At 42.1% G+C, this 25,581-nt stretch carries 21 protein-coding genes and 1 pseudogene; 17 read left to right on the top strand and 5 right to left on the bottom strand.

All coding sequences use genetic code 11. The annotated features are described in order from the left end of the window. Nucleotides 1-62 precede the first annotated feature (62 nt). From ACXAEA_RS16870 to ACXAEA_RS16830, 9 genes and pseudogenes are all read left to right on the top strand, one after another. Nucleotides 63-3,326, top strand: coding sequence for an efflux RND transporter permease subunit (locus ACXAEA_RS16870; protein WP_475097024.1), 3,264 nt, complete (start codon nucleotides 63-65; stop codon nucleotides 3,324-3,326). Nucleotides 3,327-3,498: 172 nt separating this feature from the next. Further along, nucleotides 3,499-4,596, top strand: a complete 1,098-nt coding sequence (locus ACXAEA_RS16865) for an SDR family oxidoreductase (protein WP_475097023.1) — start codon at nucleotides 3,499-3,501, stop codon at nucleotides 4,594-4,596. An 8-nt stretch (nucleotides 4,597-4,604) separates the two neighbouring features. Further along, complete coding sequence (locus tag ACXAEA_RS16860) at nucleotides 4,605-6,158, top strand: aldehyde dehydrogenase family protein (RefSeq protein ID WP_475097022.1); 1,554 nt, start codon at nucleotides 4,605-4,607, stop codon at nucleotides 6,156-6,158. 291 nt (nucleotides 6,159-6,449) lie between these two features. Continuing rightward, a complete protein-coding gene (locus ACXAEA_RS16855; RefSeq protein WP_475098153.1) occupies nucleotides 6,450-6,884 on the top strand; it encodes a hypothetical protein in 435 nt (144 codons plus the stop codon). A gap of 276 nt (nucleotides 6,885-7,160) precedes the next feature. Further along, nucleotides 7,161-7,931, top strand: a complete 771-nt coding sequence (locus tag ACXAEA_RS16850) for a TerC family protein (RefSeq protein ID WP_475097021.1) — start codon at nucleotides 7,161-7,163, stop codon at nucleotides 7,929-7,931. A 184-nt stretch (nucleotides 7,932-8,115) separates the two neighbouring features. Continuing rightward, nucleotides 8,116-9,369 (top strand): DUF5667 domain-containing protein, encoded by a 1,254-nt coding sequence (locus ACXAEA_RS16845; protein ID WP_475097020.1) that lies wholly within the window; start codon nucleotides 8,116-8,118, stop codon nucleotides 9,367-9,369. Between the two features lie 118 nt (nucleotides 9,370-9,487). Next, nucleotides 9,488-10,234 carry an RNA polymerase sigma factor SigI gene (sigI, locus tag ACXAEA_RS16840; RefSeq protein ID WP_475097019.1) on the top strand — a complete coding sequence of 249 codons (747 nt, stop codon included), beginning with the start codon at nucleotides 9,488-9,490 and terminating at the stop codon, nucleotides 10,232-10,234. Then, nucleotides 10,231-10,341 (top strand): annotated as a pseudogene (locus tag ACXAEA_RS16835) (anti-sigma factor domain-containing protein); the annotation flags it as partial. The gene sigI and the pseudogene ACXAEA_RS16835, both read left to right, overlap by 4 nt. A gap of 162 nt (nucleotides 10,342-10,503) precedes the next feature. After that, nucleotides 10,504-11,325: an anti-sigma-I factor RsgI family protein gene (locus ACXAEA_RS16830; protein ID WP_475098152.1), complete on the top strand. Its 822-nt coding sequence runs from the start codon at nucleotides 10,504-10,506 to the stop codon at nucleotides 11,323-11,325. Nucleotides 11,326-11,433: 108 nt separating this feature from the next. Here ACXAEA_RS16830 and ACXAEA_RS16825 read toward each other — a convergent pair whose 3' ends face one another. Beyond that, the gene (locus ACXAEA_RS16825; RefSeq protein ID WP_475097018.1) at nucleotides 11,434-11,634 is read right to left on the bottom strand and encodes a small, acid-soluble spore protein, alpha/beta type; all 201 of its coding nucleotides are present in this window, start codon (nucleotides 11,632-11,634) and stop codon (nucleotides 11,434-11,436) included. A gap of 233 nt (nucleotides 11,635-11,867) precedes the next feature. On the opposite strand from ACXAEA_RS16825, the gene ACXAEA_RS16820 reads away from it, so the two are divergent. Continuing rightward, nucleotides 11,868-13,226, top strand: a complete 1,359-nt coding sequence (locus ACXAEA_RS16820; protein WP_475097017.1) for a TrkH family potassium uptake protein — start codon at nucleotides 11,868-11,870, stop codon at nucleotides 13,224-13,226. A gap of 37 nt (nucleotides 13,227-13,263) precedes the next feature. Here ACXAEA_RS16820 and ACXAEA_RS16815 read toward each other — a convergent pair whose 3' ends face one another. Continuing rightward, nucleotides 13,264-13,611, bottom strand: a complete 348-nt coding sequence (locus ACXAEA_RS16815; RefSeq protein WP_475097016.1) for a DUF3905 domain-containing protein — start codon at nucleotides 13,609-13,611, stop codon at nucleotides 13,264-13,266. Between the two features lie 137 nt (nucleotides 13,612-13,748). Between ACXAEA_RS16815 and ACXAEA_RS16810 the strand changes: the two genes are divergently transcribed. Both ACXAEA_RS16810 and ACXAEA_RS16805 read left to right on the top strand, forming a co-directional pair. Continuing rightward, nucleotides 13,749-13,910, top strand: a complete 162-nt coding sequence (locus ACXAEA_RS16810) for a hypothetical protein (RefSeq protein ID WP_475097015.1) — start codon at nucleotides 13,749-13,751, stop codon at nucleotides 13,908-13,910. Further along, a complete protein-coding gene (locus tag ACXAEA_RS16805) occupies nucleotides 13,907-14,053 on the top strand; it encodes a hypothetical protein (protein WP_475097014.1) in 147 nt (48 codons plus the stop codon). The genes ACXAEA_RS16810 and ACXAEA_RS16805 overlap by 4 nt, the downstream gene beginning before the upstream one ends. Before the next feature lie 42 nt (nucleotides 14,054-14,095). On the opposite strand, the gene ACXAEA_RS16800 is transcribed toward ACXAEA_RS16805, so the two are convergent. Then, a complete protein-coding gene (locus ACXAEA_RS16800) occupies nucleotides 14,096-15,856 on the bottom strand; it encodes a B12-binding domain-containing radical SAM protein (protein WP_475097013.1) in 1,761 nt (586 codons plus the stop codon). A 379-nt stretch (nucleotides 15,857-16,235) separates the two neighbouring features. Further along, the gene (locus ACXAEA_RS16795) at nucleotides 16,236-17,279 is read right to left on the bottom strand and encodes an acyltransferase family protein (protein WP_475097012.1); all 1,044 of its coding nucleotides are present in this window, start codon (nucleotides 17,277-17,279) and stop codon (nucleotides 16,236-16,238) included. A 327-nt stretch (nucleotides 17,280-17,606) separates the two neighbouring features. Here ACXAEA_RS16795 and ACXAEA_RS16790 point away from each other — a divergent pair, with 327 nt between their 5' ends. From ACXAEA_RS16790 to ACXAEA_RS16775, 4 genes are all read left to right on the top strand, one after another. Beyond that, complete coding sequence (locus tag ACXAEA_RS16790; protein ID WP_475097011.1) at nucleotides 17,607-18,620, top strand: 2-oxoacid:acceptor oxidoreductase family protein; 1,014 nt, start codon at nucleotides 17,607-17,609, stop codon at nucleotides 18,618-18,620. After that, nucleotides 18,620-20,914: a thiamine pyrophosphate-dependent enzyme gene (locus tag ACXAEA_RS16785; RefSeq protein WP_475097010.1), complete on the top strand. Its 2,295-nt coding sequence runs from the start codon at nucleotides 18,620-18,622 to the stop codon at nucleotides 20,912-20,914. The genes ACXAEA_RS16790 and ACXAEA_RS16785 overlap by 1 nt, the downstream gene beginning before the upstream one ends. Before the next feature lie 141 nt (nucleotides 20,915-21,055). Then, nucleotides 21,056-22,639, top strand: coding sequence for a PAS domain-containing sensor histidine kinase (locus ACXAEA_RS16780; protein WP_475097009.1), 1,584 nt, complete (start codon nucleotides 21,056-21,058; stop codon nucleotides 22,637-22,639). 138 nt (nucleotides 22,640-22,777) lie between these two features. After that, entirely contained in the window at nucleotides 22,778-23,362 is a 585-nt protein-coding gene (locus tag ACXAEA_RS16775; RefSeq protein ID WP_475097008.1) for a DUF2087 domain-containing protein, read from the top strand. A 108-nt stretch (nucleotides 23,363-23,470) separates the two neighbouring features. Here the strand turns inward: ACXAEA_RS16775 and ACXAEA_RS16770 are convergent, their stop codons facing one another. Continuing rightward, entirely contained in the window at nucleotides 23,471-24,253 is a 783-nt protein-coding gene (locus tag ACXAEA_RS16770; RefSeq protein WP_475097007.1) for a carbon-nitrogen family hydrolase, read from the bottom strand. 130 nt (nucleotides 24,254-24,383) lie between these two features. Between ACXAEA_RS16770 and ACXAEA_RS16765 the strand changes: the two genes are divergently transcribed. Continuing rightward, entirely contained in the window at nucleotides 24,384-25,577 is a 1,194-nt protein-coding gene (locus tag ACXAEA_RS16765; RefSeq protein ID WP_475097006.1) for an aminotransferase class I/II-fold pyridoxal phosphate-dependent enzyme, read from the top strand. Nucleotides 25,578-25,581 lie beyond the last annotated feature (4 nt).

Here is a 25,581-nt window from a genome sequence, read left to right as displayed (position 1 = left end):
ATTGAATTCATAGACTGTCGGGTCAGGAAGATTGTTTTTTTACCGCCGAAAGGAGTATACATATGAGAATCAGCAATTTTTCGATTAGAAGACCAGTTTTTACAATGGTGACCATGTTTTTGGTCCTGATCCTTGGGGTCGTATCCTTAATGAGGATTCCTTTGAAGTTGATCCCGGACATTAATCCGCCGGTAGGTGTGGTTGTGACCAATTATCAGGGAGCCAGTCCGGAGGAAGTTGTTGAAAAAGTGACGAAGCCTTTGGAGGCAAATTTGGCTACTCTTCCTGGAATCAAGACGATGACATCCACTTCACAGGAGGGAGCAAATCTAATCCTTATGCAGTTTTCCTGGACAACGAATATCGATGATATCCAGGATGAAGTCATCCAGAGGCTTGATATGGCTCAACTGCCTGATGATGCAGACAAACCGAGGTTCATGAAGTTCGACCCATCCCAGTTTCCGATCATCCAATTATCATTAAGCTCGGAGAAGGATGAAGATGCTTTAAGAGAATTGGCTGAGGAGCTTGAACTTGAACTGACGAAGGTAGACGGGGTGGCAAGCGTCAATCTTTCCGGAACATCTGTCCAGGAAGTCAAGGTTGAACTGGACCAGGAAAAATTGAAGGCATACAAGTTAAGTCAGTCAGATATAGTTGATTTGATCAGGGCTAACGATGTCTCAATGCCTGGGGATACGATATTAACTGATGGAAAAGAACTTACGACAAGGATCATCAGTACGCTTGATTCAGTCGAAACGCTTAAGAATCTGACAGTTTTCACGAATCCTGTCACTAAGCAGAAAATAAGTTTGCAGGATGTTGGGAAAGTTCATTTGCAAAAGCAGGATGACCGTACGATTACCAGGACGAATCAGGCTCCATCGGTTCTGTTAAGTGTCCTTCAGCAATCGGACGCCAACACAGCCGAGGTGTCTGAGGCATTCCTTGAAGAACTGGATTCATTGCTGGCAAGGGACAAGTATGCAGGAATAAAATCCGATGTCCTTTTCGACCAGGGTGATTATATAAAAATGGCGATCGGCAATATCTCTAACTCTCTGATTGTCGGGGGAGTGCTGGCAATGGCCGTTCTGTTCTTTTTCCTTAAAAATGTAAAGAGCCCTCTGATCATCGGTATTGCCATTCCTTATTCAGTTATCTTTACATTTGTATTGATGTTCTTTGCTGATTTTACCTTGAATATCATGACGCTTGGCGGCCTCGCTCTTGGCATTGGAATGCTGGTGGATAATGCCATTGTTGTCATCGAAAATATCTACCGCCATCTTTCAATGGGAAAAGATCCGAAAGCGGCGGCGAGGGATGGAGCGAGTGAAGTCGGAGGCGCGATTACCGCTTCTACTTTGACAACCGTTGCCGTATTTTTGCCAGTTGTTTTCATCTCGGGAATCATTGGCGAACTGTTCACCGAATTCGCTTTGACCATTTCTTTCAGCTTATTGGCTTCACTGGTAGTAGCATTGACGGTGGTGCCCATGCTTGCCAGCAGACTTCTTAAGGCACCAAAGAAGAATCTTGAGGCAAAGAGGCAGCGTTCTAGCTCTATGAGGGGCTTGGAAAAATCAATCAGATGGGCTTTGCGCCACAGGTTCATCGTTATTATCATTACGTTATTGATGCTTGCAGGAGGCGGATACGGCCTGACAACTGTCGGGACCCAGTTTATTCCAGCAACCGACGAGGGTTTCTTCAGCATCAGGGTGAAGCTTGAGGATGGGGCAGCACTCACTGAAACCGAAAAGGTCTTGGCTTCGCTTGAGGAAAAGTTAAAAGGTGAAGAAGACGTCGATGTTTATGTCAGCCTGGCAGGAACAACTCAGGAAGCTTCCTTCAGGGGTACGACAAATGCAAATGTCGGTGAAGTATATGTAAAGATGGATGACCTTAAAGAACGGGAAATCAGCACCTTCAAGTTTGTCGATGATGTCAAGAAAGAACTTGAGCAGGCTGCAGTAAATGCGAACAGCAGTGCTGAGCTCAGCTTCAACCTGCAATCCACTTCAGGGTCAGCACCAAATACGCTAACCTTCAGTGTCCGTGATACGAGCGAGAAGCGGCTGGATGAATCTGTATCAGAGATTTATGACTCGCTCAAAAAGCTTGACGATGTCAATGAACTGACAACGAGCCAGAATGAAACGGTCGAAGAGGTTCAGGTAACTGTTGATCGCGAAAAGGCTCTTGCCCAGGGCCTTGCTCCCGCACAAATCGCCATGGTTGTTAACGATGTAACACGAGGAAATATGGCAACACAGATGGCTGGCGGGGATGGGGAAATCCTTGGAGTCTATGTTGAATATGACAGTGAGGTAACACAAAACCTTGATAAGCTGAAGCAGCTGCTGATTAAGAAGCCGGATGGAAATTTTGTAACACTTGGCCAGGTAACAAATATCGAAATAGGCAGCGGTCCAGTCAAAATCCAGCGAATCAATCAACAAGATGCAGTCGAGTTTACGATGAAGTATAAATCATCAACGAACCTAGGGAATATCTCTAAGCAGGTTGATGAGAAAATAGAAGATCTCGATTTACCTGAAGAAACAGAAGTGATTTTCAGCGGTGACAGAGAACTGCTGGAGTCTTCGATTGATGATTTAATGCTTGCGTTTATCCTGGCAATCATCCTGATCTACCTGGTGATGGCAGCGCAGTTTGAATCATTGAAGTACCCATTCGTTATCATGTTTACCGTTCCATTGATGGTTATTGGTGTAGCCATTGCCTTGACTTCAACCAGGACACCGATCAGCTTGACAGTAATCATAGGAATTATTGTTCTGGCGGGGATTGTCGTTAACAATGCGATCGTGATTGTAGACTATATTAACCAGAAGAAGGAAAAAGGATTAAATCCACATGAGGCGATTGTGCTGTCTGTTAAAGACAGGGCCCGTCCAATCCTGATGACCGCTTTGACAACAATTCTTGGCCTTATCCCGCTTGCTGCGGGCATAGGGGAAGGAACAGAAATCAACCAGCCGATGGGAATCACTGTCATCGGCGGATTGCTCAGCAGTACATTCCTGACGCTTTACGTCATTCCTGTCGTCTATAGTTTCTTTGACAGGGATTTTAGAAGAAGGAATAGAATGTACGCAACTCCAGATGGACATTTAGTACCTGCCTATCTGCTGACAGAGTACACTGAACAGGAGGCAGAAGGAAAGCACGATACCCTTCAATCAGGAAAGTATTCAAAAGAAGAAATGGCGGGAATGCTGGAAGAACTCCTGCAACTAGTAAAAGAGGATGGAGATTCATCCTCAACAAGGGACTTACGAAGACGCAGATAAATTAGTGAATCGAAGCCTGGCCTGAGAATGGTCGGGCTTCATTTTTTTAATAGTCAGTTGACTTTGCACAGATACTTGCACTTCTAGATTTTTCTGAATTATCAGCAAAAACCTTTGCCAATGAAAGCGCTTCTCGATAAAATATAGCTAATTAGCAATGAGGAGGAAGTATATGGGGTACGGATACTTTTTTACTGGCTTTCCCGGATTCATCAGCAATCAGCTTATTCGCGAGGTTTTAAAAAAGAATCAGGGCGAAGGAACTGTGTTTGTCCTTGTCCTGCCTTCAATGGCAGACAGGGCAGAGTCTGAACGACAGGCGATCATGCGTGATTTTGGCATGACAGAGGATCGATTTGTGATCATAAGCGCTGATATAACCCATACTGGTTTATCGATTAATCCCGAACTCACCTCTTTACTGCAGGAATCAGTGACACATGTTTTCCATCTTGCAGCGATCTATGACCTTGCAGTACCAAAGGATATAGCATTCCTTGTAAATGTAGAAGGGACAAGAAATGTGAATGAATGGGTAAGGACTTTAAAGAATATCAAGCGTTATACGTATTTCAGCACGGCATATGTTGCAGGCAAACGTGAAGGGATCTTGTATGAGAATGAATTGATAAAGCCGCATTCATTCAAAAACTTCTATGAAGAGACTAAATATGAAGCAGAGGTTCTTGTTGATTCTTTAAAAGCAGATGTACCGGTTACAATCATCCGTCCTGGCATCGTAAAAGGTCATTCGAAAACAGGGGAAACCATTAAGTTTGATGGTCCTTATTTTATTATGAACTTCATTGACCGACTCAGTTTCATGCCATTTTTGCCGAAGCTTGGCAAAGGCGATACTGTTGTAAATCTGGTGCCTGTCGATTATATTATTGAGGCGACAACTTATTTGGCTTTTGCCGATATCGGAGCAGGAAAGACATACCATCTTACCGATCCAAAACCCTACAAAGTATCTGAACTATATGAAATGATGATGGTCGAGCTGATGCAAAAACAGCCAAAAGGGTCCCTGCCATTGGCGGTTGCTAAAGCAGGCCTTAACTTCAGGGTGCTCAGAAAATATCTGGGTGTTGAAAAAGAAGCACTGGATTACTTCACATGGAGAGGCTTTTTTGATTCTTCCCAGGCCAAGTCTGACTTAATAGACTCCGGAATCAAGTGTCCGGACTTTAAAGAGGGTATAGCGGCCATGACATCGTTTTATCAGAAGAATAAGCATGATCCTAATTACCAAATTAATATTTCATAGGCAGGTGAATGAGTGTGCATTCAGTTGAAGAAGTTCAAAAATTATCTGTTATTGCACCTGCGACAGGAAAAGTCATTGCCGAAATAGACGAGACACCTCTACACGAAGTTCCTACATTCTACGAGCGTGGCAGAAATGCATTTCACAGCTGGAGCAGACTTCCAATCTCAGAACGATTAGGTTATTTCAAGAAGCTGAAGCAGCAGATGGTCGACGAAATGGACGCAATCGCCCGGATCATCTCAGAAGATACAGGCAAAGTGCTGACAGAAGCAATTGTTGCCGACATCATGCCGACACTTGACGCGATCGACCATATTATTAAGCACGCCGAAAAGGTGCTAAGGAGACAAAAAGCCAAAACTCCACTGCTTCTGATAGGCAAGAAATCTTATATCGAATATATGCCCCGCGGAGTTGTACTTGTGATATCTCCCTGGAATTATCCTTTACAGCTGGCAATGGTACCGATGATCAGCGCGCTGGCAGGGGGAAATACGGTTATCCTTAAGCCATCAGAGGTAACGCCGCTCGTAGGCAAATGTATTGAGGATTTGTTCACAAAAGCTGGTTTTCCCCAAGGGGCAGTACAGGTGGCACATGGTGGAAAAGAAGTGGGGGCAGCATTTACGGCAGGAAAGCCAGATTATATCTTCTTTACCGGTTCGGTCCGAACGGGAAAAATCATTCAGCAGCAGGCGGCAAGGGATTTGATCCCCACAACGCTTGAACTCGGCGGCAAGGATCCGATGATTGTTTTTGAGGATGCAAATCTCGAAAGGGCAGCAAAAGCGGCTGTCTGGGGTGCTTTTACAAACAGCGGACAAGTCTGCATGAGTGCCGAGCGTCTTTATGTTGAACATACAATCTATGAACGCTTTCTTGAAATGCTGGTTAAAGAAGTTTCATCCCTCAATCAGGGAATTGACCAGGACGCAGATGTCGGGTCAATGACTTTTCCGGCCCAGAAAAATGTAGTTAAAGCTCAGCTTGAAGAAGCGCTGGGCAGGGGTGCGAAAATTGAAACAGGACTCAAGCCTTCAGATTGGCAGAAGGGAATGTTCCTTCCGCCTACAGTTGTCACCCATGTGGAACAAGATATGAAAATAATCCAGGAAGAAACTTTCGGGCCATTGCTGCCTGTAGTTCCATTCAATACAGAAGAGGAGGCCGTTGCTTTTGCAAATGGAACTGTATTTGGATTAAATGCAAGTGTCTGGACCAAAGATAAAATAAAAGCTCGGCGTGTCGCTTCAAAACTTGTATCAGGTGCAGTCGTCATAAATGATGTCATCATCACTGTTGCCAACCATGGGCTGCCATTTGGAGGGACAAAGGAAAGTGGCATTGGACGTTATCATTCCGAAGGTGGATTAAGAATCTTTTGCCATGAAAAATCTGTCATGGAGGATATGGGAATAGCGAACTCTGAAATCCAATGGTATCCATACAAAGGCAAATATCCATTATTCCTCAATTTATTCAAAAGCTATTTCGGTGAAAAAAGAAATTGGCTAAACTTTGCCAGGTACTACATTGCTCTTTTAAAAAGCAATAAATAATCGTCTCAAACCGTCCTCCGAAAACTGTGACGGTTTTTTTTATGTTTCAAATTCTTCGGTGTTTAAAACGAAAAATTAACATTTAACTGGAAAAATGATAGTTCAGGCCATATTTTGGACAATCTAAAACGAACAGGATTACGTGATGGAACTTTAGATTTAAATCATATATACCCCGATTGCTTTTTGCCAAAAGGATCAATGCATCCATACCAGAAGCATCAATAATTAGACTAAAGGATGAAACACGACGTGGCCATAAAAAAGAATTTAACCAAATTAGAAGCGGTAATGTGGAGCATTGCGCTGCCAGGTTTTGCACAGCTGCTGACTGGCAACCTGGTGAAGGGTATTTTGTTTGTCATCCTTGAGTTCCTCGTTAACGTAAACAGCAATTTTAATAAAGGAATTATGTACAGCTTCCTTGGTGAAACGGAGAAGGCATTGCATGTAATGGATTACCAATGGCTGATGTTCTATCCTTGTCTTTATATGTTCGCGATGTGGGATGCATACAGGAGTGTCATGCCAGAGGAGGAGAAAATCTCATTTTTGCCCTTCGTATTTTCAGCTTATTTCGTCACGGTTGGCTTAATGATTTCACCGAAGGTTAAGTTATTCGGGATATTCCCTGGACCTGTATTCCTGCCAATGCTTTTTGTGATTCCAGGCGTCATAACTGGCTTTTTAATCAGGAAAATCTTATTAAGGTTCTATAAGGACTGATTCAGTGTCAATTTCGAAAACCAGAGCATATATTATTAAAAAGAACATGTAATTTTTAAAAATTGAATAGTATCTTCCAAAGGGGAGTAGCTGTTAGGGAAACCTAAAGCAAAGTCGTCATTTCATGGGAATCTTCCATCGGCTTTGTTGGCATTTACATATGCTTAGCAAGACCTTTGCCGCCTGGCAGAGGTCTTTTTTGTGGTTTTAAATCCAGAAATTGTGCCTTTATCAGCCGGGAGTAATGTAAATAATAAGAACCGGAGGGTGACAAATATGGATTTAGCGATGTTGCTTGAATACGGATGGGTACTGCTTGTCCTTGTTGGCCTGGAGGGAATCCTGGCTGCTGATAATGCTGTTGTGATGGCTGTCATGGTCAAACATCTGCCAAAAGATCAGCAAAAGAAAGCATTATTTTATGGATTATTCGGGGCATTCATCTTTCGGTTTGCAACCCTGTTCATGATTTCCCTGCTGGCTGATGTTTGGCAGGTTCAAGCGTTGGGAGCAATGTATTTATTATTTATCTCTGGCAATCACCTCATCAAAAATTATCTTGGAAAAAAAGCACATGAAAATAAAGTGCAAAAAAGAAGTTCGGGATCTGGGTTCTGGATGACTGTATTGAAGGTGGAGCTTGCCGATATTGCGTTTGCCATTGACTCGATGCTTGCAGCAGTTGCGCTGGCAGTTACACTTACTCCTTCAGGCTGGTTCCGTTTTGGAGGAATCGACGGTGGGCAATTCACGGTCATGTTCCTTGGAGGGATTATCGGGCTGGTTATTATGCGGTTCGCTGCGAACTGGTTTGTAAAACTACTTCAGGAACGTCCGACGCTCGAAACAGCCGCTTTTTTAATTGTTGGCTGGGTTGGAGTAAAACTTGCGGTCTTTACCCTTGCACATCCAGAAATCGGAATTTTGGATGTGCATTTTCCAGAATCCTTCAGCTGGAAGATGATTTTCTGGATTGTATTGATTGCGATTGCGGTTGGTGGTTATCTTTTCTCTTCTAGGAAGATGCGTTTACAGCATGATTCTTAAAAAAAATTCGATAAAACGCCCTCTATAAATCCCTATAAATCAACAAAAACTTTAAAACTTCAGTCGTAAATTGACTGAAGTTTTAATATTTATTTTAACAACACCCCCATAAACCCCCAGTGTGCAAACGTAACCATGTAGTGATTAAAGCGGCCGCTCCAAAAACATATGAGGTGAACAGAGAATGAAAAAGCTTTCTAACCAAGAGATGAAGAAAATCGCAAAAAGTACACTTGCTCTAGTGCTTGCAGGTACATTTACTTTTTCACCAATCGCAATGGCAGAAGAGAATACTTCTGATCTGGAAACAGTTGAAATGCAGTCAGTAAGCCCAGAAGAAATTGAAGAGGCAAAATCACAAGTAGAAGAGCTTGAAGAAACCAACCCTTCTTTAATCCCTGGAGACTTCTTCTATTTCGCGAAGATCGCACTAGAAAAGATCAAGCTTGCATTTACATTTGATAATGCAAAAGAAGCAGAATTGCTTGCTGCATACGCATCAGAACGCCTTGCAGAAGCTAGCGCACTGTTTGCAGAAGGAAAAGAAGATGAAGCCCTTGAAGTAATCGATGAGGCTGTTAAATATATGGAAGATTCACAGAACATCGTAGATGAAGAAACTTCAAACGATGAAACTGATTCAGAAGAAGGAACAAAGTCTGAAGACGAAACAAAATCTGATGAAGAAACTGATTCTGAGGACGAAGCAAAATCTGATGAAGAAACTGATTCTGAAGAACAAACAGAAGAAGGAACAGAGACAGATGGTGATTCAGAAGAAGAAACTGATTCAACAAAAGACGAAGTACCAGCTGACGATTTAGAAGATGAGTCTGGTGAAGAAGTTTCAGAAGAAGAGGAAGTAGTGAGTGAAGATCCTTTCGAGCAAATCGAGGGCATGCTTAGACAAAATATCATCGCATTGAAAGCAGCAATGGAACACGTTGGAAATGACAATGCAAGAAAAGCACTTCAAAGGAATATTGACAAAACATACGCTAAGATGGCAAAGAAACTGGCAAAGCTGGAAGAAAAATATGCTGAACAGCCAGTAGAAGAAGAGGAAAATACAGAAACTACTCAGCCAGTAGAATTAGAGCCAGTAGTTGAGTCAGACCTCCAGCCTGCTGATGAAGCAACAGAAACACCTGTGGAAGAGCCAGCTGATGAAACAAAAACAATGCCAGCAGATGACGACACAACTGCAGTCCCTGTAGTGGCTCCTGTAAAAGCTGACAAAGAAAAGGCTAAACATGAGCATAAAGCAAAAAAAGCTGCAGTGAAACAGGAACGAAAGGCTGATAAGCAGCAAAAGAAGGAAGAGAAGCGCCAAGCGAAGCAAGTTAAACATGAAGAAAAGAAATCTAACAAACATGGCAATGAAGGCAAGGGTAATGGTAATGGTAATGGCCATGGAAAAGGCAATGACAAACATTAATACTCATTGAACAATAGACTCGAAAAGATAGCCGTTTTTGGCTATCTTTTCACTGCCTAACCACAAAAAGAGAATTGACACGATATGATATAATGTGGTGAGAAAAGAGGTGAGGCTATTGCTAAGTTTATTGTTCATGACCAAGAAACGGCGCAGACCTTTGGAAGAGACTGTTGAAAAAATCCAACAGGGTGACAGAGAATTAAGAGAGGAATTGATTGATTCTTACAAACCCTTTATTGCTAAGACTGTTTCAGCTGTCTGCAAAAGATACATACATGAATCAGACGATGAATTTAGCATTGGCCTCATCGCGTTTAATGAGGCGATCCAGAAGTATTCATCTGAAAAAGGGAATTCATTGTTAAGCTTTGCGGAAGTCATGATCAAACGGCGAGTAATTGATTATATCCGCCAGCAAAGCAGAAACCAGAATTTAAGCTTTACGATTTCAAATGATTCTTCTGAGGAAGAGCAGCAGCGTTCAACGATTGAAGATGAGCTTTCTCTTGATGAGTTCAGGAAAAAGACAGAACAAGAACTTAGAAGAGAAGAAATCATACAATTCCAAGGAATCCTGAAAGAATTTGATCTTTCATTCCAGGATCTGCTTGACCAATCGCCAAAGCATGCAGATGCCCGCAAAAACGCTATGCTAGTAGCGAAGGCAATGGTGGAGAATGAGGAGCTGAAACTTCTCCTTCTTGATAAAAAACGCCTGCCAATCAAGCATTTGGAAGAAATGGTGGATGTCAGCAGAAAAACAATAGAGAGAAACAGAAAATATATTATTGCAATTGCACTTATTTTAATTGGGGATTATGTATATTTAAAGGATTATATTAAAGGGGTGTTAGAGACGTGAGAAAAGGAATTATCCTTGAGATCAATGATCTTTACCTAACATTGTTGACCCCCGAAGGCGAGTTTTTACGAGCCCGAAAGCTTCAGCAAGATTACCACGTTGGAGAAGAAATTCATTTTTTTCCCGAAATGGCCGTGGTTAAAAGGAAAAGAATCAATCTTTCGTTTTTAAATAATTTCAAAGCAAGGACAATCGCACTATCAGCAGCATTGATGCTTGTCATGACTGCTTTTATTCCGGTATACCAAAACGGACAGGTTTATGCTTATATGTCAATCGATGTAAATCCAAGTATTGAACTTGCAGTCAACGATGAATTAAAGGTTCTTGAAATGTCAGGTTATAATTCAGATGGAAAAGAAATCATCGCTGAGCTGCATGACTGGAAAGATAAAGATGCGACCATTGTCGCCGAGATGATCCTTGAAAAAATCGGGGATAAAGGGTTTTTTAAAGAGAATCATGACGTTGTTATCGCAACTGTCCATACTGGTAAGGTAAAAGAAGATGTTGACCAGAAACTGGACATGAAAATATCGGAAATAAAAAAATCAACCCAAGAAGAAGATCTAGAAGTCAAGGTAATGGAAGCAACAACTGAAGATAGGGAAAAAGCAAAAAAACAAGGATTGACTACGGGTATATATAAAGAGAAACAAGTAGGAAAACAAAAGCCTGTAGATAAGCCAGCCGAACAAAAGAAAGAATCAAACCATACACCTGCCAAAAAGGATAACACACCATCAGTAAATCCTAAGCCAGAGAAAAAAGAAGCACCTGGCCAGGTGAAGAAAACGGATCAAATAACACCAAAAGCTAATCAAGCACAACAAAATACACCAGCCTTAGAAAAGAACAGAGCACAAGAAAATAAAAGTAACAGTGATGCAGGGCAGAACAAACATGGAAGAAATAAAAACCATGGCAATGGATCAGATAAGAATGGGCAGGCAGGCGGGGGAAAAAAATACGCACACAATAAACCCGCAAATTCAAACAAGCGATCCAATAATGATAATAAAGCAAATAAACAACCTCAGCACAAACATGAGCAAAAAGGAAATGAAAGAAAAGACAAAGGCAAGCGCTAAATAAAACGATTATTAAAAGTCCGGAAGTAATTTTCCGGACTTTTTTCCATGTCTATATTCAATTTTGGGTAACTTAATAAAACATTTTAAACCAACTCAATAGCGCTTTTACTGTTGGTTTTGTCCAGAAAGTTGTGCCTGTGCCTGCTTAACAAGGCGCTTCGTGATTTCTCCGCCCACTGATCCATTTGATCTGGAAACAGTATCCGAACCGAGAGTAACACCAAATTCTTGTGCTATTTCGTATTTCACCTGGTCCATGAACTGCTCCACACCAGGGACAAGCAATTTATTTGAATTTCTAGCCATTGATTTCAACTCCTTAAGTGAATTACAGAGATTACTCTGTAATGATAGTTTGGACACTATTTCTTCGTTCATGAATGGTAATGTTTTATTGAAATGGTTATTGCTTGGTGAGATTTTCAAAATTAAACGGCAAACGATATAATGATTGTGATAATGGCAGGAAAATACTTTATTAATCAGATGATATTCTTTATCATAGGTATGTAAATGAAATGCCCTGAAAGGAATCATATATGTGGATAAACATTAGAAAAAGATTAGACAAATTATCTCCGGCGCAAATCATTGTCGCATACTATTTGATTGCGGTAATTGTCTCTATGAGTTTATTGAGTCTGCCAGTTGCGATTCAGCCAGATGCAAAGTGGTCGTTTATGGATGCGTTATTTACGGCAGCCAGTGCAGTCAGCGTTACCGGTCTGTCAACGGTAAGCATCCGTGACACTTTCACAGTCCCCGGGATATTCATCCTCATGTTTGTTCTGCAATTTGGCGGAATCGGTGTAATGGCGCTTGGAACCTTCTTTTGGCTGATCATTAAAAAGAAAATCGGCCTGAAGGAACGAAGGCTAATCATGATGGACCAAAACCAGACATCAATGTCAGGGCTGGTAAAATTATTGAAGGAAATCCTTGTTATCATTGTCCTGATTGAATTGATAGGTGCTCTCCTCTTAGGATTGTATTTTCTGAAGTACTATCCCACTTGGCAGGAAGCATTCCTGCATGGCTTGTTTTCATCGGTAAGTGCAACTACCAATGGAGGCTTTGACATTACCGGTGCTTCACTAATTCCATATGCACAGGATTACTTTATAGTCACCCTCAATACTGTTTTAATTACTCTTGGAGCAATTGGGTTCCCGGTACTTGTAGAAATCAAAGGCTATCTCCTAAGAAAGAAGAAGAAAAGGGGACCATATCATTTTTCGCTATTTGCAAAAATCACGAGCATCACTTTTATTGGACTCCTTATATTTGGAACAGTTGCTATCTGGGTGCTAGAATACAATCATTTTTTGTCAGATAAGTCAATATTGGACTCTTTCTTTTATGCTTTTTTTCAATCAACCACTACAAGAAGTGGCGGGTTGGCAACGATGGATGTAAATGATTTCACAGATCCCACCTTATTTCTGATGTCAGCATTGATGTTCATAGGGGCATCTCCGAGTTCAGTAGGCGGGGGAATCCGGACAACGACTTTTGCCCTTAATCTTTTATTCCTTTATCATTTTGCCCGCGGAAGAAGGGCGATAAAGGTATTTAACAGGGAATTGCACCAGGATGATATTATTAAGTCACTGGTGGTATCTATCATGGCTGTACTTATTTGCTTTTTTGCCGTACTCATCTTGATGATGACCGAGAACCAGTCATTGCTTGCCATCATTTTTGAAGTGGCCTCTGCTTTTGGTACAACAGGATTATCAATGGGAATCACTCCCGAGCTTTCGTCTATCGGCAAGATGGTGCTTATTATCCTGATGTTCATTGGACGAGTTGGAGTCATTTCCTTCCTTCTGATCATTGGCGGCAAAACAGCGAGAGAAAGCATCCATTATCCAAAGGAACGAGTAATTATTGGATAAACATGAAAATCCGGGGACTTCCCCGGATTTTTTGTATTTAATCCTGTCCTTTACTCACATCTATTGTTGGATGCATAAATGGAACGGCCTGAGGCTTTTTCTTTTCCTCAAGCAGTTCCCTGTTTTCAGCAGTGTTCCATCCAATATCATTCGTGGGGTGAACCCATTCATCCCCAGCCATGATTGCAGGATCTGTGTTATCTGTCCAATTTTCAAGCGGAGAGTTCGGTGACGCGTACATGCTGTCTCCGATAATCACACCATGCTCGTTTTTGAACGGTGCTTTCATTTCAATGCCAGTGTCTTTGAAACTTGGAGCATTTATTTGATGGGGCAGAGTTTCCTGTATATCCAAAGGTTCCAGTTCTGGATTTTTATCAGCCATTTTAGCTCCTCCTTTTTGTGCTTATTTTTTCTTGTCCGCTATTTTTTATAAGACCGTTCTCTTTGTAAAATAAGGTAATTTAATCTGTACATAGCTAGACACTGATTGAAAAAAATAAAGTTATGGAGGTGGTTAAAATGGCTAAAAGGAAAGCGGAAAGAAATGCTTTGGCTAAGTATACAAACACACCTAAGAAAAATCTTCAGGAAAGCGAATTTTCTGCTGAATTCGCACATGGAGAAGATGCAGGCAAATTTGCCAACAGGAACTCCAAGCAGGGCAGGAAGGGAAGAGCATGATGAAGAAGCATGAAAGCCGTACACAAAAACCATTAAACGTAGAATTCGGAATGGAATTCGGCGATATGAACGCAGCAAAATTGTATGACCTGCCTTTTGCAGGAAAAAAAGATAAAAGCAAAGCTGAAAAAGAATGCAAATAAATAGGGTCGATAGCAGTCCCAGCACCAAAACAAAAAGCCGGCTTAAGCCGGCTTTACATCTTGCGCTTTGAATGAGAAGAATTGAGGTGCTTCTGACTTCGGATCAAAATACACGAGCATATAGGAAGCGGAGTTTACAAGCTCTCCAGTTTTCATATAGTGCTCCATGTCAATCGCAATATCCTCAATCAGGGTATGCTTGTACAAATCTTTTTCATTGATATTGAGCTGAATATACTGATCTCCAAGTGCTTCTGGATTGTCGATGATGCCACGGTAAAATTGAGATCTATGCTGTTTGTCTGTTTGCATTTCCCACCACGGCTTCCTCGGCTTGTATTTCATGCTGGCAAGGTAGTCATACTTCATTAAGCTTTCAATTAAATCGAGGTTGTCGACTCCTTTTACCTGCAGGAACTCAGCCAGCCTTTTGAACAGATCTTCCAGCTGATGTCCAATTCGGGACCATCCCTTTGACTCCCAATACGAACCAAACTCCTGGAAGAAATCGAACGGTGATGGAAATGCGTTAGCGACAAGATATTCAATTGTGCTGTCCATCCTGTGGTCATTCCAATATTTTTCAAGTACATCTTCAACCTGTTTGATTTTGATGATTTCATTGAAATCAAGGACATTATTACCCAAAATTTCATATGGCGAATGGTCCATGTAGATATAGTCATGCTGTGCAGCTCTCAGCCTCAACCCTGTTCCTCTCAACATCTTCAGGAAACCTAGCTGAAGTTCTTCAGGCCTCATAGCAAACACATCGTTAAATGTTTTCTTGAAGGATTGATAGTCTTCTTCCGGCAAACCGGCAATTAAGTCGAGATGCTGGTCGATTTTGCCGCCTTCTTTTACCATTGTGACTGTCCGTTTGAGCTTTTCAAAATTCTGTTTGCGCATTACAAGCTCATTAGTGAAGTCATTAGTGGACTGTACTCCGATTTCAAAGCGGAATAAGCCTGGAGGTGCTTCATGGTTCAGGAATTCGATGACTTCAGGCCTCATAATATCGGCTGTGATTTCAAATTGGAATACTGTTCCCGGCAGATGCTCATCGATCAGGAACCTGAACATTTCCATCGCATAACTCCTGCTGATATTAAAGGTTCTGTCCACGAACTTGATTGTCTTCGCTCCATTTGCCATCAAATAACGAATATCATCCTTTATTTTCTCCCTGTCAAAGTAGCGAACACCTACTTCAATCGATGAAAGGCAGAACTGGCAGCTGAACGGACATCCACGGCTTGTTTCGATATAACTGACCCTTTTGGAAAGATGAGGTATATCCTCGGTGAAGCGATATGGAGAAGGAAGCTCCTTTAAATCGAGCTTGTTTCTCTGAGGATTTATCAGGATCTTGCCATCTTTTCGATAGGCGATGCCAGGCACATCCGCAAAATTCATATCAGCTTCAATTTGTGCAAGCAGCTGCTTGAAAGTCTGCTCACCTTCTCCGATTACGATGCAGTCAAACTCCGGGACCTCTTGCATCCAGTCCATCACATCATAAGTAACCTCCGGGCCGCCCACGACAATTTGGATTTCAGGATTGATTTTCTTGATCATCTTGATGACCTTAATCGTTTCTTCAATATTCCAAATGTAACAGCTGAATCCAATTACGTCAGGGTTCTTTTGGATAAGGTCTGTCACAATATTGATGATCGGGTCTTTGATGGTATACTCAGCGAGCTTGGCATCGAATTCAGGAGATGCATATGCCTTGAGATACCTGATTGCTATATTCGTGTGTATATATTTCGCATTAAGCGTAGTTAAAACGATATTCATTGTATAATCTCCTTTTTTGAGCAGCAAATCAACTTTTAATTATATCTCAGTTTGGTCAAAAAAGACAGTTGAAATCCGGAGACATAAAAAATGGAAAGAGGATGACTCAAAAGGTCGAAAAAAATTGACCTGGACAGACTGAGGAACGAATTATAGCTCTTTTTTACTGGGAAAAATCGAGGGTTTTTTCCAGTTCGCGGAATTATGGTAGAATTTCGCGGAATTAATGCGGGTTTTCGCGGAATTCCGTGCCATTTTCGCGGAATTCTGGTATTGTTTCGCAGAATTCAGCTCTTTTTACGCGCAATCCTCAAATTTTCACGCCAATCCTCAAAACATGGAAAAACCGGCTGGCATCCTGCCACCCGGTTTTTTCATATTAATCACTCAAAAGCTTGCGTCGGTAGAATCGGACTATTGCCGTGAATCTTGTTTTCAGGCGGTTGATTCTTGATGTTTTAAACTCGATTAAAGGCTGCGCCAGTGCGGCTGCGTATTTGCTTGATAACAAGAGAGTCAGCAGCAAGGCAATGAGCGCAAGCAGCAGGAAGCGTTCAGGACTATGGAAGAAGTTCTGTACTTCGCTTTCCCGGAATGTGCGTACAAAAAAGCCGTGAAGCAAGTACACATAAAGTGTGTTTTTCCCCAAATTTGTAAAGAAATATTCCTTTTTTGGCACAATGGTCAAAAAGCTGAAAACCATCATCAAGCTTAATAAATAAAAGCCCAGCCGTGTGAACATGCTTGAAATCGAAGCAGCCTCCATTTGGGAATAAGGCTTGGATCCAAGCAGCCATTTATAGTCAATCTCTGGGTTGAAGTAAAATCCAAAGAAGACAACCGCAAAAGCTATGATGGCACTGACTTTAAACGCTGGCTTTGTCAGCACTTTGATATGATCCTTCGTTAAATGGTAACCAAGAAGGAACAGCGGGAAGAACACGAATGTTCTTGAAAGGCTTAGATAATTGGAAACCCAATCAAAATACCCTACACCCAGTCCCAATGCAAAGGCTATTAAAAGTCCAGCTGGCGCGCTGATCCTCGAAAAACCAATCAGCATGATGTTCCAGCAAAATAAGCTGATCAGGAACCAGAGAGACCAATGCGGATTCAACGGATCGATCGTAAAGGTGGATTTACTGTACAGAAAATAATAGAAAACGGAATAGATCAGCTGAAAAATAAAGTATGGAAGAATCAATTTCCTGGCGATTTTCCATACATAGCCCTTCTTATTAAAGCCTCTCGCAAAAAAGCCAGATACGAGAATGAAAGCAGGCATGTGGAAGGTATAAATGACTTTATAAATATTGTAGATCGTTTCATTGTCTTCAATGAACGAGCGCAAAAGATGGCCAAATACGACGAAAAAAATCAAGATGAACTTGGCATTATCAAAGTAGTAATCTCGTTGTTTCATAATTCCTCCCTTAATTAGAGACCCCCAAAAAACACTATAACCCTTTTACCCTTTTTCACCTATATAAAAACTATGTTAATTGCTCAAATTTAAGGAACTATTGCCTAAAACAGGAAAGGGTATTCTGTACTAATATAAACTTCACTCTGTTATATAAAAGGAATTCGCCATAACATACGGGAAAATCTAATTTTTTCTGGGTGTGTTTCAATAAAAATTTATAAATGTTTGATATATGTCACAGCTTAATCTTTGAAGAGTACTTAAAATTGATAATGGGGAATGTTGATATTCAATTACCTTAACAACAAAATGGGGAGGGAGATTATGTCTATCTTACCGAAAAAGAATGATTTAGGATTTTATGAGATTAGACTTGAATCAATAGGAGGACTTGGCGCAAACCTGGCTGGAAAAATGCTTGCTGAAGCTGGCGTGCTTGGTCTTGGTCTGAACGGCTCCAACTTTTCTTCGTATGGATCGGAGAAAAAAGGATCGCCCGTTAAGAGTTTTGTCCGATTCTGTGAGCCAGAAACGGAAATTAGGGTACATAGCCCGATCGAAGAGCCTCATGTAGTGGGTGTATTTCATGAGGCGCTTTATAAAATGGTTGATGTGGTCAGCGGCCTCCGCCCTGATGGTATCCTGCTCGTGAATTCGACGAGGGATTTTGACGATATCAAAAAGGATCTCAATCTTGAATATGGAACGCTTGCGATTGTCGATGCGCTGTCCATTGCAGTAGAAGAAAAGACGAAAGTGAATACTGCGATGCTTGGAGCGTTGTACCGCATCTTAGATTTCCTTGATCCGGCTGCAATGAAAAACGTTATACGCAAAACGTTTGAAAAGAAGTATCCTCATTTTGTCGAACCGAACATCAGGACGTTTGAAAGAGGATATAACGAAGTCCAGTTCAAAACATATGAACTCGAAGCAGGAGCCGAAGGCAAGGAATTCAAGCGCCCGTCATCAACGCTTGGCTACGAAACACAGGAAATTGGCGGAGTCATCACTGCCCAGGCGAACAGCATCCTGAAGGATTTAAGTGGTTCCAGACAGGGGTTCCTACCTAAGTTCGTCCAGGAAGAATGCATTAACTGTGCCGCCTGCGATACGGCGTGTCCTGATTATTGCTTTGTCTGGGAGGAAGGCGAAGACAAGCGTGGCAGGAAGCAAATGTTCCTCAAGGGAATCGATTATCAATACTGCAAAGGTTGCCTGAAGTGTGTTGAGGCATGCCCTACATCAGCATTAAGCGATTTAAGGGAAATGATTGGCTATGCTGATGAAAATCAAGTGAAGCATAATTATCCTTATGTAACTGGAGGGGTTTCTTAATGTCGATTCTGGAAGAAAACCTGAAAACAATGAACAGAGCAGAGCAGATCACGACGTTTGAGTCGGGTAATGAAATGGCTGCTATGGCAGCCGCACAGATCAACTATCATGTCATGGGTTATTTTCCGATTACTCCTTCAACAGAAATCGCACAATACCTTGATCAGATGAAATCCAGGGGAGAGCATGATATCAAGCTGATTCCTGCAGATGGTGAACATGGTTCAGCTGGTATCTGTTATGGCGCGGCGGCTACAGGTGCCCGGGTATTTAACGCAACAAGTGCAAATGGCTTAATGTATATGCTTGAACAGCTCCCTGTCCAGTCAGGAACAAGATATCCGATGGTCATGAACCTGGTAACAAGATCAATAAGCGGTCCGCTGGATATCCGCGGCGACCACTCTGACTTGTATTTCGCACTTAATACAGGCTGGGTAATTCTGACAGCAAGGACTCCGCAGGCCGTATACGATATGAACATCATGGCATTGAAAATTGCCGAGCATTCTGATGTCCGCCTTCCTGTTATGGTGGCTTATGATGGCTTCTTCACCTCCCACCAGAAACGCAAGGTCGACTATTTTAAAGATAGAGCTGTCGTACAGAAATTTGTTGGTGATGCTCCGACTGAATATAATTTTGCAAGGGATCCCAAGAAGCCGGTGACCATCGGAGCCCATATGAATGGAGATGATTTAATTAACAATCACTTCCAGCAATCAGAAGCAATGTACAGAGCTATGGATGTATATAAAGATGTGGCTGCTGATTATGCTAAACTGTCAGGCCGACGATATGACATTCTGGACCTTTACCAAATGGAAGATGCAGAGGTAGCAGTATTCCTGCTGAACTCAGCCGCCGAATCAGCAAAGGATGTTGTCGATAAGCTGAGGAAGCAAGGAATCAAGGCAGGTGTCATCAGCCCGAATATCATCCGGCCTTTCCCGGCGAAGGAAATCCGGGAAGCGTTATCCAACGTTAAATCCCTCCTTGTCGGGGAACGTGCGGATTCTTACGGAGGGAACGGGCCAAACCTGACTCACGAACTAAAATCTGCCCTTCAGGAAGACAAGTCGAATTCCACAATTGTCCAGAGCAGAGTATTTGGTCTTGGCGGCAAAGACTTCTATGCTGACGATGCAGAAGCATTCTGTAAAATGGCAATCGAAGCTATGGAGAAAGGATACGCTGAAAAACCCTTCGATTACTACGGCCATATAGCTGGAGACCCAGAAAAGGCAATGAAGCAAGTCATCGAACCGCAGCATGGTAATGTATACAAATCCGGCCTTATCCAGGTAACAAGGGACGAGGAAAAAAATAAAGTAAACGTCAAAATTCCGCCACTAAGAGCACTGACTGCGAAACCGAAGAGAATTGCTTCTGGCCATGGGGCATGCCCGGGCTGCGGGATTTTTGGCGGCCTCGAATTATTCTTTAAAGGGATTGAAGGGGACCTGGTTGTGCTGTTCCAGACAGGGTGCGCTTACGTTGTTACTACTGCTTATCCACATACTTCCCATAAGCAGACGACAATTCACAATCTGTTCCAGAATGGTGCAGCAACATTGTCGGGAACTCTGGAAGCATTCCTTGAACTGAAGCGGCGCGGGGAAATCGAAGTCTCTGCGGATGCTACTTTTGTAATGGTCACGGGCGATGGCGGGATGGATATCGGCATGGGATCAGCAATCGGTACGGCACTTCGCGGCCACAAGCTGATCATGCTGGAATATGATAACGAGGGCTATATGAACACTGGCTCCCAGCTTTCCTATTCAACACCATTTGGTCATATGACAAGCACATCTAATGTTGGCAAGGTGCAAAAAGGGAAAGCGTTCCACCATAAGGATACAGCGCAAATCATGGCATCAACCAATATTCCTTATGTATTTACCGGAACAGAAGCATTTCCTCAGGACCTGGTCAAAAAGGCAGCAAAGGCGCAATGGTACGCACAAAACGTTGGTACAGTCTACGGGAAGCTATTAATTACTTGCCCGCTTAACTGGAAATCAGAAGATCGCTTTGGCCAGACAATTGTCGAAGCAGCGGTTAATTCAAATTTCTTCCCGCTGTATGAAGTGGAAGAAGGAATCACCAACATCACTTACGATCCAGAAGCAAAGAACAAAAGGATTCCACTTGCTGACTGGCTGAAATATATGGGCAAAACAAAGCATTTGTTAAAAGAAGAAAACAAGGATATGCTTGCTGAATTTGAAGCAGAAGTCGAAAAAAGGTGGAAGCGTCTTAAAGCGAAGCATGAGTGTGAGTATCTATAAGCAGCGATCAGAGAAGCAGGGGGAACCTTGCTTCTTTGCTTTTGCAGTGAAAGTTCAGGAAATCCTCCCGATTATAAAGGGATTTTCACCCTAGATGTAGAAATTACTAGAAAAATGGGGATCCGGCAAGGAGGCTTTCTGGTGAAGGGTGCTAATAATGCAGATGAAATACTGGCACTGAAAGAGAAAATAGCCGCATTAGAACGAGAAAATTCATCATTGAAAGAGTTGGTCAATAAAAATCAGCAGGCTGCTGCGGATTGCTCTTTTAATATGGAAGTAGCGTACAGCCATGGAAATGACTTTAACGAAAGATTCATAGAGAATAGTGGGCTGCTAAAAAATTTGTTCCTTGAAACGCTTGATGGAATTGTTTTTTGGGGTAAATGCGGAAAAATTTTTGCTGCCAATGAGGCAACCTGTAAAATATTCGGTTTGTCGATTGATGAATTACTGAGGTATAAGATTTCTGATTTTATTTACGAAAAAGATGAGAAATATACTGAAATGAAACAGATTATTAATGACAAAGGTGCCCTGCGCGAGGAAGCATTCTTTTTACTGCCAAATGGGGAGAAGAAGTTGCTTGAATTTACCGTAAAGCTCAACGCAGGTGATGGCTATCATATGACGATTGTTCGTGATGCCAGTGAACGGCACCGGATGGAACAAGAACTTCGCATGAGTGAAGAGAAGTTCAGGAGAATTTTTGAAGGTTCACTTGAAGGTATGATCCTTTGGGATGAAAATTGCAATTACTATGAAATTAACCCTTCAGGTTTAGCAAAGCTTGAATTGATGCCTGAGGATCTGAAAGATAAAAATTTCAGGGACCTTTTCATAACCCTGGGAATTCCTGAAAATACAATCAATGAGAAGCTGCAAATCCTGTTGGATAAGGGAAAGCTGGATGGACAGATTACACTGCCTATTGAAGATGGCAGGATCAAGCATTTCGAATATACGGTAAAACATCATCTCGTAGATAGTTTAAATTTGATTGTTTTTAGGAATATAACGGAAAAAATTGAAATGGAAGCCCAGCTGCGCAAATCGGATACGCTAAATATCCTTGGAGAACTCGCAGCAGGTATCGCGCATGAAATCCGAAATCCAATGACAGCTTTAAAAGGCTTCATCCAGCTGCTTGAAAACAGCACTGGTGATGCATACTCATTGTATTTCCAGGTCATCAAATCGGAACTCCAGCGAATTGACTCGATCATAAATGAATTCCTGATTCTTGCGAAACCTCAGGCGATCAAACATGTTCACACGGATATCGCTAAAATCATGAAAGAAACAGTCGACCTTTTGACTGCCCAGGCTGTCCTCCATGATGTCCAATTCCAGACCCATTATAATCAAAACTTGACTGAAATGTTATGTGAACCAAATCAATTAAAAAAGGTCTTTATCAATATAATAAAAAACGCTATCGAAGTCATGCCGAAGGGTGGCATTGTAACTGTAGCAATCAGCCAGGAACAAGAAAATAAGTTACATATATCGATCAAGGATGAAGGAGAAGGAATACCGGCTGATAAAATAAAGAAACTCGGAGAACCATTTTACACCACCAAGGAAAGAGGTACAGGCCTTGGATTGATGGTCAGCTTTAAAATCATCGAAGAGCACGGAGGAACAATTGAAGTTGAAAGCGAAATTGGTAATGGAACTACATTTCATATTTATTTGCCAATCACAGAGGAAACGCCTGGCTGAACTATTCGGCCAGGTTTTTTTGTTATTTTTCATTTTTTTGGATGCAACTGTGGAAAAAGGCTTTTCAAATAATGGAAAATGAAGTATGTTAGATATATACCTAATTAGATAAACGTTAAAATAAATAGAGGTGATTTTATGCAGCTGGACAGAATAGTCGCATTCCACAAGGCAATGGGTGACCCGACACGGATAAGGATTGTTGCATTGCTGGCAAATGGGCCGCTTCATGGGCAGGCGATTGCAGGCAAACTTGGGCTTACACCCCCAACGATTACGCATCACATAAAAAAACTCCGTGATATCAATGTCATCTATGAACGCCGTGACAAAAACACCATTTATTTTCACTTGAATGAATCGGTGGTCAAACAGCAGGCAAAAACTCTTGGCAAATTGATCGAGAAAAAAGAAGGGGAGGTGGAGGCTATGCTTGAACAAAATATCGAGCGACAGAAAGTAATTGATAATTTCCTTACAAAAGATGGGAAGCTGAAGAATATCCCTGCACAGCGGAAGAAGAAGCTGATGGTATTCGAATATATTGTCCGAGGGTTAAAAGCTGGTAAAAAATATCCTGAAAAGGAATTGAATGAGTATATCCAGAAGTTTCATGAGGACTATGCAACCATCAGGCGTGAATTCATCATCAATCATTACATGTATCGCGAGAATGGAATTTATGAATTGAATCCCGAAGAAATGTGGGCTAAGCCAGAATAATTACGCAAGTTTTTTGCAAGTGAATCATACCGATTGTTATACAAAACCCAACAACCTCCTCAGGAATTTCCTGGGCGGATGTTGGGTTTTTGTTTTTTAGTCAGTCCACTAATACAATTCTGGCCTGCGGTCAGTGAAAATCGGGATCCTGCTTCTGGCTTCTTTTACCTTGGCAAGATCGATTTCCGCCAGCAAAATTCCCTCTCCGTCGCCGGCTTCTGCAATCACGTCACCCCACGGTCCAATTACCATTGAATGACCTGCGAATGTGTTATTCGGATCAGAGCCGGCCCGGTTGCAGGCGATTACGTAACATTGGTTCTCGATGGCGCGGGCAATGAGCAGAGCACGCCAATGCTCCAGTCGTTGGATAGGCCATTCAGCGACGACAAAGATCGCTTCGACATCCTGCAGTGCATGAGCACGGACCCATTCCGGGAAACGGATGTCATAGCAAATCAGTCCTGCGAAATGATGACCGTCCAAAGTGAACAGCCCTTTTTCTTTGCCTGCTGCGAGGTACAGATGTTCATCCATAAGCTGGAACAGGTGGAGTTTGCTGTATTTTCCCGCTTGCTCCCCGTTCTTGTCGATTACTAACATCGTGTTTTCGATGCCCGCTTTCGTTTTGTTGGCGACAGAACCGCCGACAATATGGGCATTGTATTTAAGTGCTGTATTCTTGAAAAAAAACTTTGCATCCTGTGCTTCTGGATCTGCTGTCTTTTGGAGATTAACCAAATCATAGCCCGTTGTCCAAAGCTCAGGAAGAACAATGACATCAGGTTTTTCGGAGCCGGCTTTATCGATCAGTTTGCTGGCTGTGTTGTAATTTTGCTCAATATTCCCAAATGCAATGTCCATCTGCAGGCAAGCTATTTTAAATTTCATCGTCCATCACCGCCGTACTTTCAGAAAATTATATCTTTACAAGTTACTATTTACGTTATATCATTTGTGACTAGAATTTCAAATTAAAATTTTTAAATAATAATATATTTCTTATTAAGCAGGTGAAAAAATGGAATTCCAACAATCAGAGTTACTGAAAAGTCTTCCCAAGCAATTTTTTGCTTCACTGGTGCAAAAAGTGGGGGCTTACACAGAAAAAGGGGCGGATATCATTAATCTTGGCCAGGGGAACCCTGACCAGCCGACCCCGGGACATATTGTTGAAAAATTGAAGAAAGCAGCGGAAAATCCCATTAACCATAGGTACTCACCATTCAGGGGAATTCGCTCCTTAAAAGAAGCGGCAGCAGAGTTTTACAAAAGGGAGTATGGGGTCGACCTTGACCCTGAAGAGGAAATCGCAATCCTTTTTGGAGGCAAGGCAGGTCTCGTTGAGATTCCCCAATGCCTTCTGAATCCAGGGGACACTATTCTTGTCCCTGACCCAGGCTACCCGGATTACTGGTCAGGTGTAGAACTTGCAAGGGCGAAAATGGTAACGATGCCGCTGCGGGAAAAGAAGGGCTTCCTGCCCGATTACAGTGAGCTTGGTGAAAAGGTCCTATCGGAAGCAAAGCTGATGTTTCTTAACTACCCAAACAATCCTACGGGTGCCGTAGCAGACAAGGATTTTTTTGATGAAACGATCGAACTTGCCAGGAAAAATGAAATCTGTATTGTCCATGACTTTGCATATGGAGGCATTGGTTTTGACGGACAGCGTCCATACAGCTTTTTGCAATCAGACGGCGCGAAGGATGTCGGAATCGAGATCTATACTTTATCTAAAACGTATAATATGGCCGGCTGGCGTGTTGGTTTTGCAGCAGGAAATAAGAGTGTCATTGCGGCAATCAACCTGCTTCAGGATCATATGTATGTCAGTTTGTTTGGTGCAGTCCAAGAAGCAGCAGCTGAAGCATTGCTAGGGCCACAGGACTGTGTTGCCGAACTGAATGATTTATATGAATCCAGAAGGAATGTTTTAATTGAGGGGCTGACAAAAATCGGCTGGAGCGTTACTGCTCCGAAAGGATCTTTTTTCGCGTGGCTAAAGGTTCCCGAACCATTTACATCCGTTGTATTTGCTGACTTCTTGCTGGAAAAAGCGCATATTGCTGTGGCGCCTGGCGTTGGATTTGGAGAGTTCGGCGAAGGCTTTGTAAGGGTAGGATTGCTGACTTCAGAACAGAGATTGCAGGAAGCTGTCAGTCGAATTGAAAGCTTAGGAATTTTCAAAAAAATTGTTGACATTAATTTATGAACCT

It is taken from the genome of Mesobacillus sp. ABV4_180, assembly GCF_056158485.1.
The sequence above is the reverse complement of the archived record's forward strand: the minus strand, read 5'-3'. Positions and strand labels throughout refer to the sequence as shown.

Coding starts and splice junctions, on each gene's coding strand:
- ACXAEA_RS16810 (WP_475097015.1), top strand. CDS start 13,749: ATGGCTAAAAGGAAAGCGGAAAGAAATGCTTTGGCTAAGTATACAAAC.
- ACXAEA_RS16855 (WP_475098153.1), top strand. CDS start 6,450: ATGTGGAGCATTGCGCTGCCAGGTTTTGCACAGCTGCTGACTGGCAAC.
- ACXAEA_RS16765 (WP_475097006.1), top strand. CDS start 24,384: ATGGAATTCCAACAATCAGAGTTACTGAAAAGTCTTCCCAAGCAATTT.
- ACXAEA_RS16805 (WP_475097014.1), top strand. CDS start 13,907: ATGATGAAGAAGCATGAAAGCCGTACACAAAAACCATTAAACGTAGAA.
- ACXAEA_RS16770 (WP_475097007.1), bottom strand. CDS start 24,253: ATGAAATTTAAAATAGCTTGCCTGCAGATGGACATTGCATTTGGGAAT.
- ACXAEA_RS16830 (WP_475098152.1), top strand. CDS start 10,504: ATGTCAATCGATGTAAATCCAAGTATTGAACTTGCAGTCAACGATGAA.
- ACXAEA_RS16795 (WP_475097012.1), bottom strand. CDS start 17,279: ATGAAACAACGAGATTACTACTTTGATAATGCCAAGTTCATCTTGATT.
- ACXAEA_RS16870 (WP_475097024.1), top strand. CDS start 63: ATGAGAATCAGCAATTTTTCGATTAGAAGACCAGTTTTTACAATGGTG.
- ACXAEA_RS16825 (WP_475097018.1), bottom strand. CDS start 11,634: ATGGCTAGAAATTCAAATAAATTGCTTGTCCCTGGTGTGGAGCAGTTC.
- ACXAEA_RS16815 (WP_475097016.1), bottom strand. CDS start 13,611: ATGGCTGATAAAAATCCAGAACTGGAACCTTTGGATATACAGGAAACT.
- ACXAEA_RS16800 (WP_475097013.1), bottom strand. CDS start 15,856: ATGAATATCGTTTTAACTACGCTTAATGCGAAATATATACACACGAAT.
- ACXAEA_RS16775 (WP_475097008.1), top strand. CDS start 22,778: ATGCAGCTGGACAGAATAGTCGCATTCCACAAGGCAATGGGTGACCCG.
- ACXAEA_RS16845 (WP_475097020.1), top strand. CDS start 8,116: ATGAAAAAGCTTTCTAACCAAGAGATGAAGAAAATCGCAAAAAGTACA.
- ACXAEA_RS16790 (WP_475097011.1), top strand. CDS start 17,607: ATGTCTATCTTACCGAAAAAGAATGATTTAGGATTTTATGAGATTAGA.
- ACXAEA_RS16785 (WP_475097010.1), top strand. CDS start 18,620: ATGTCGATTCTGGAAGAAAACCTGAAAACAATGAACAGAGCAGAGCAG.
- ACXAEA_RS16820 (WP_475097017.1), top strand. CDS start 11,868: ATGTGGATAAACATTAGAAAAAGATTAGACAAATTATCTCCGGCGCAA.
- ACXAEA_RS16860 (WP_475097022.1), top strand. CDS start 4,605: ATGAGTGTGCATTCAGTTGAAGAAGTTCAAAAATTATCTGTTATTGCA.
- ACXAEA_RS16850 (WP_475097021.1), top strand. CDS start 7,161: ATGGATTTAGCGATGTTGCTTGAATACGGATGGGTACTGCTTGTCCTT.
- ACXAEA_RS16865 (WP_475097023.1), top strand. CDS start 3,499: ATGGGGTACGGATACTTTTTTACTGGCTTTCCCGGATTCATCAGCAAT.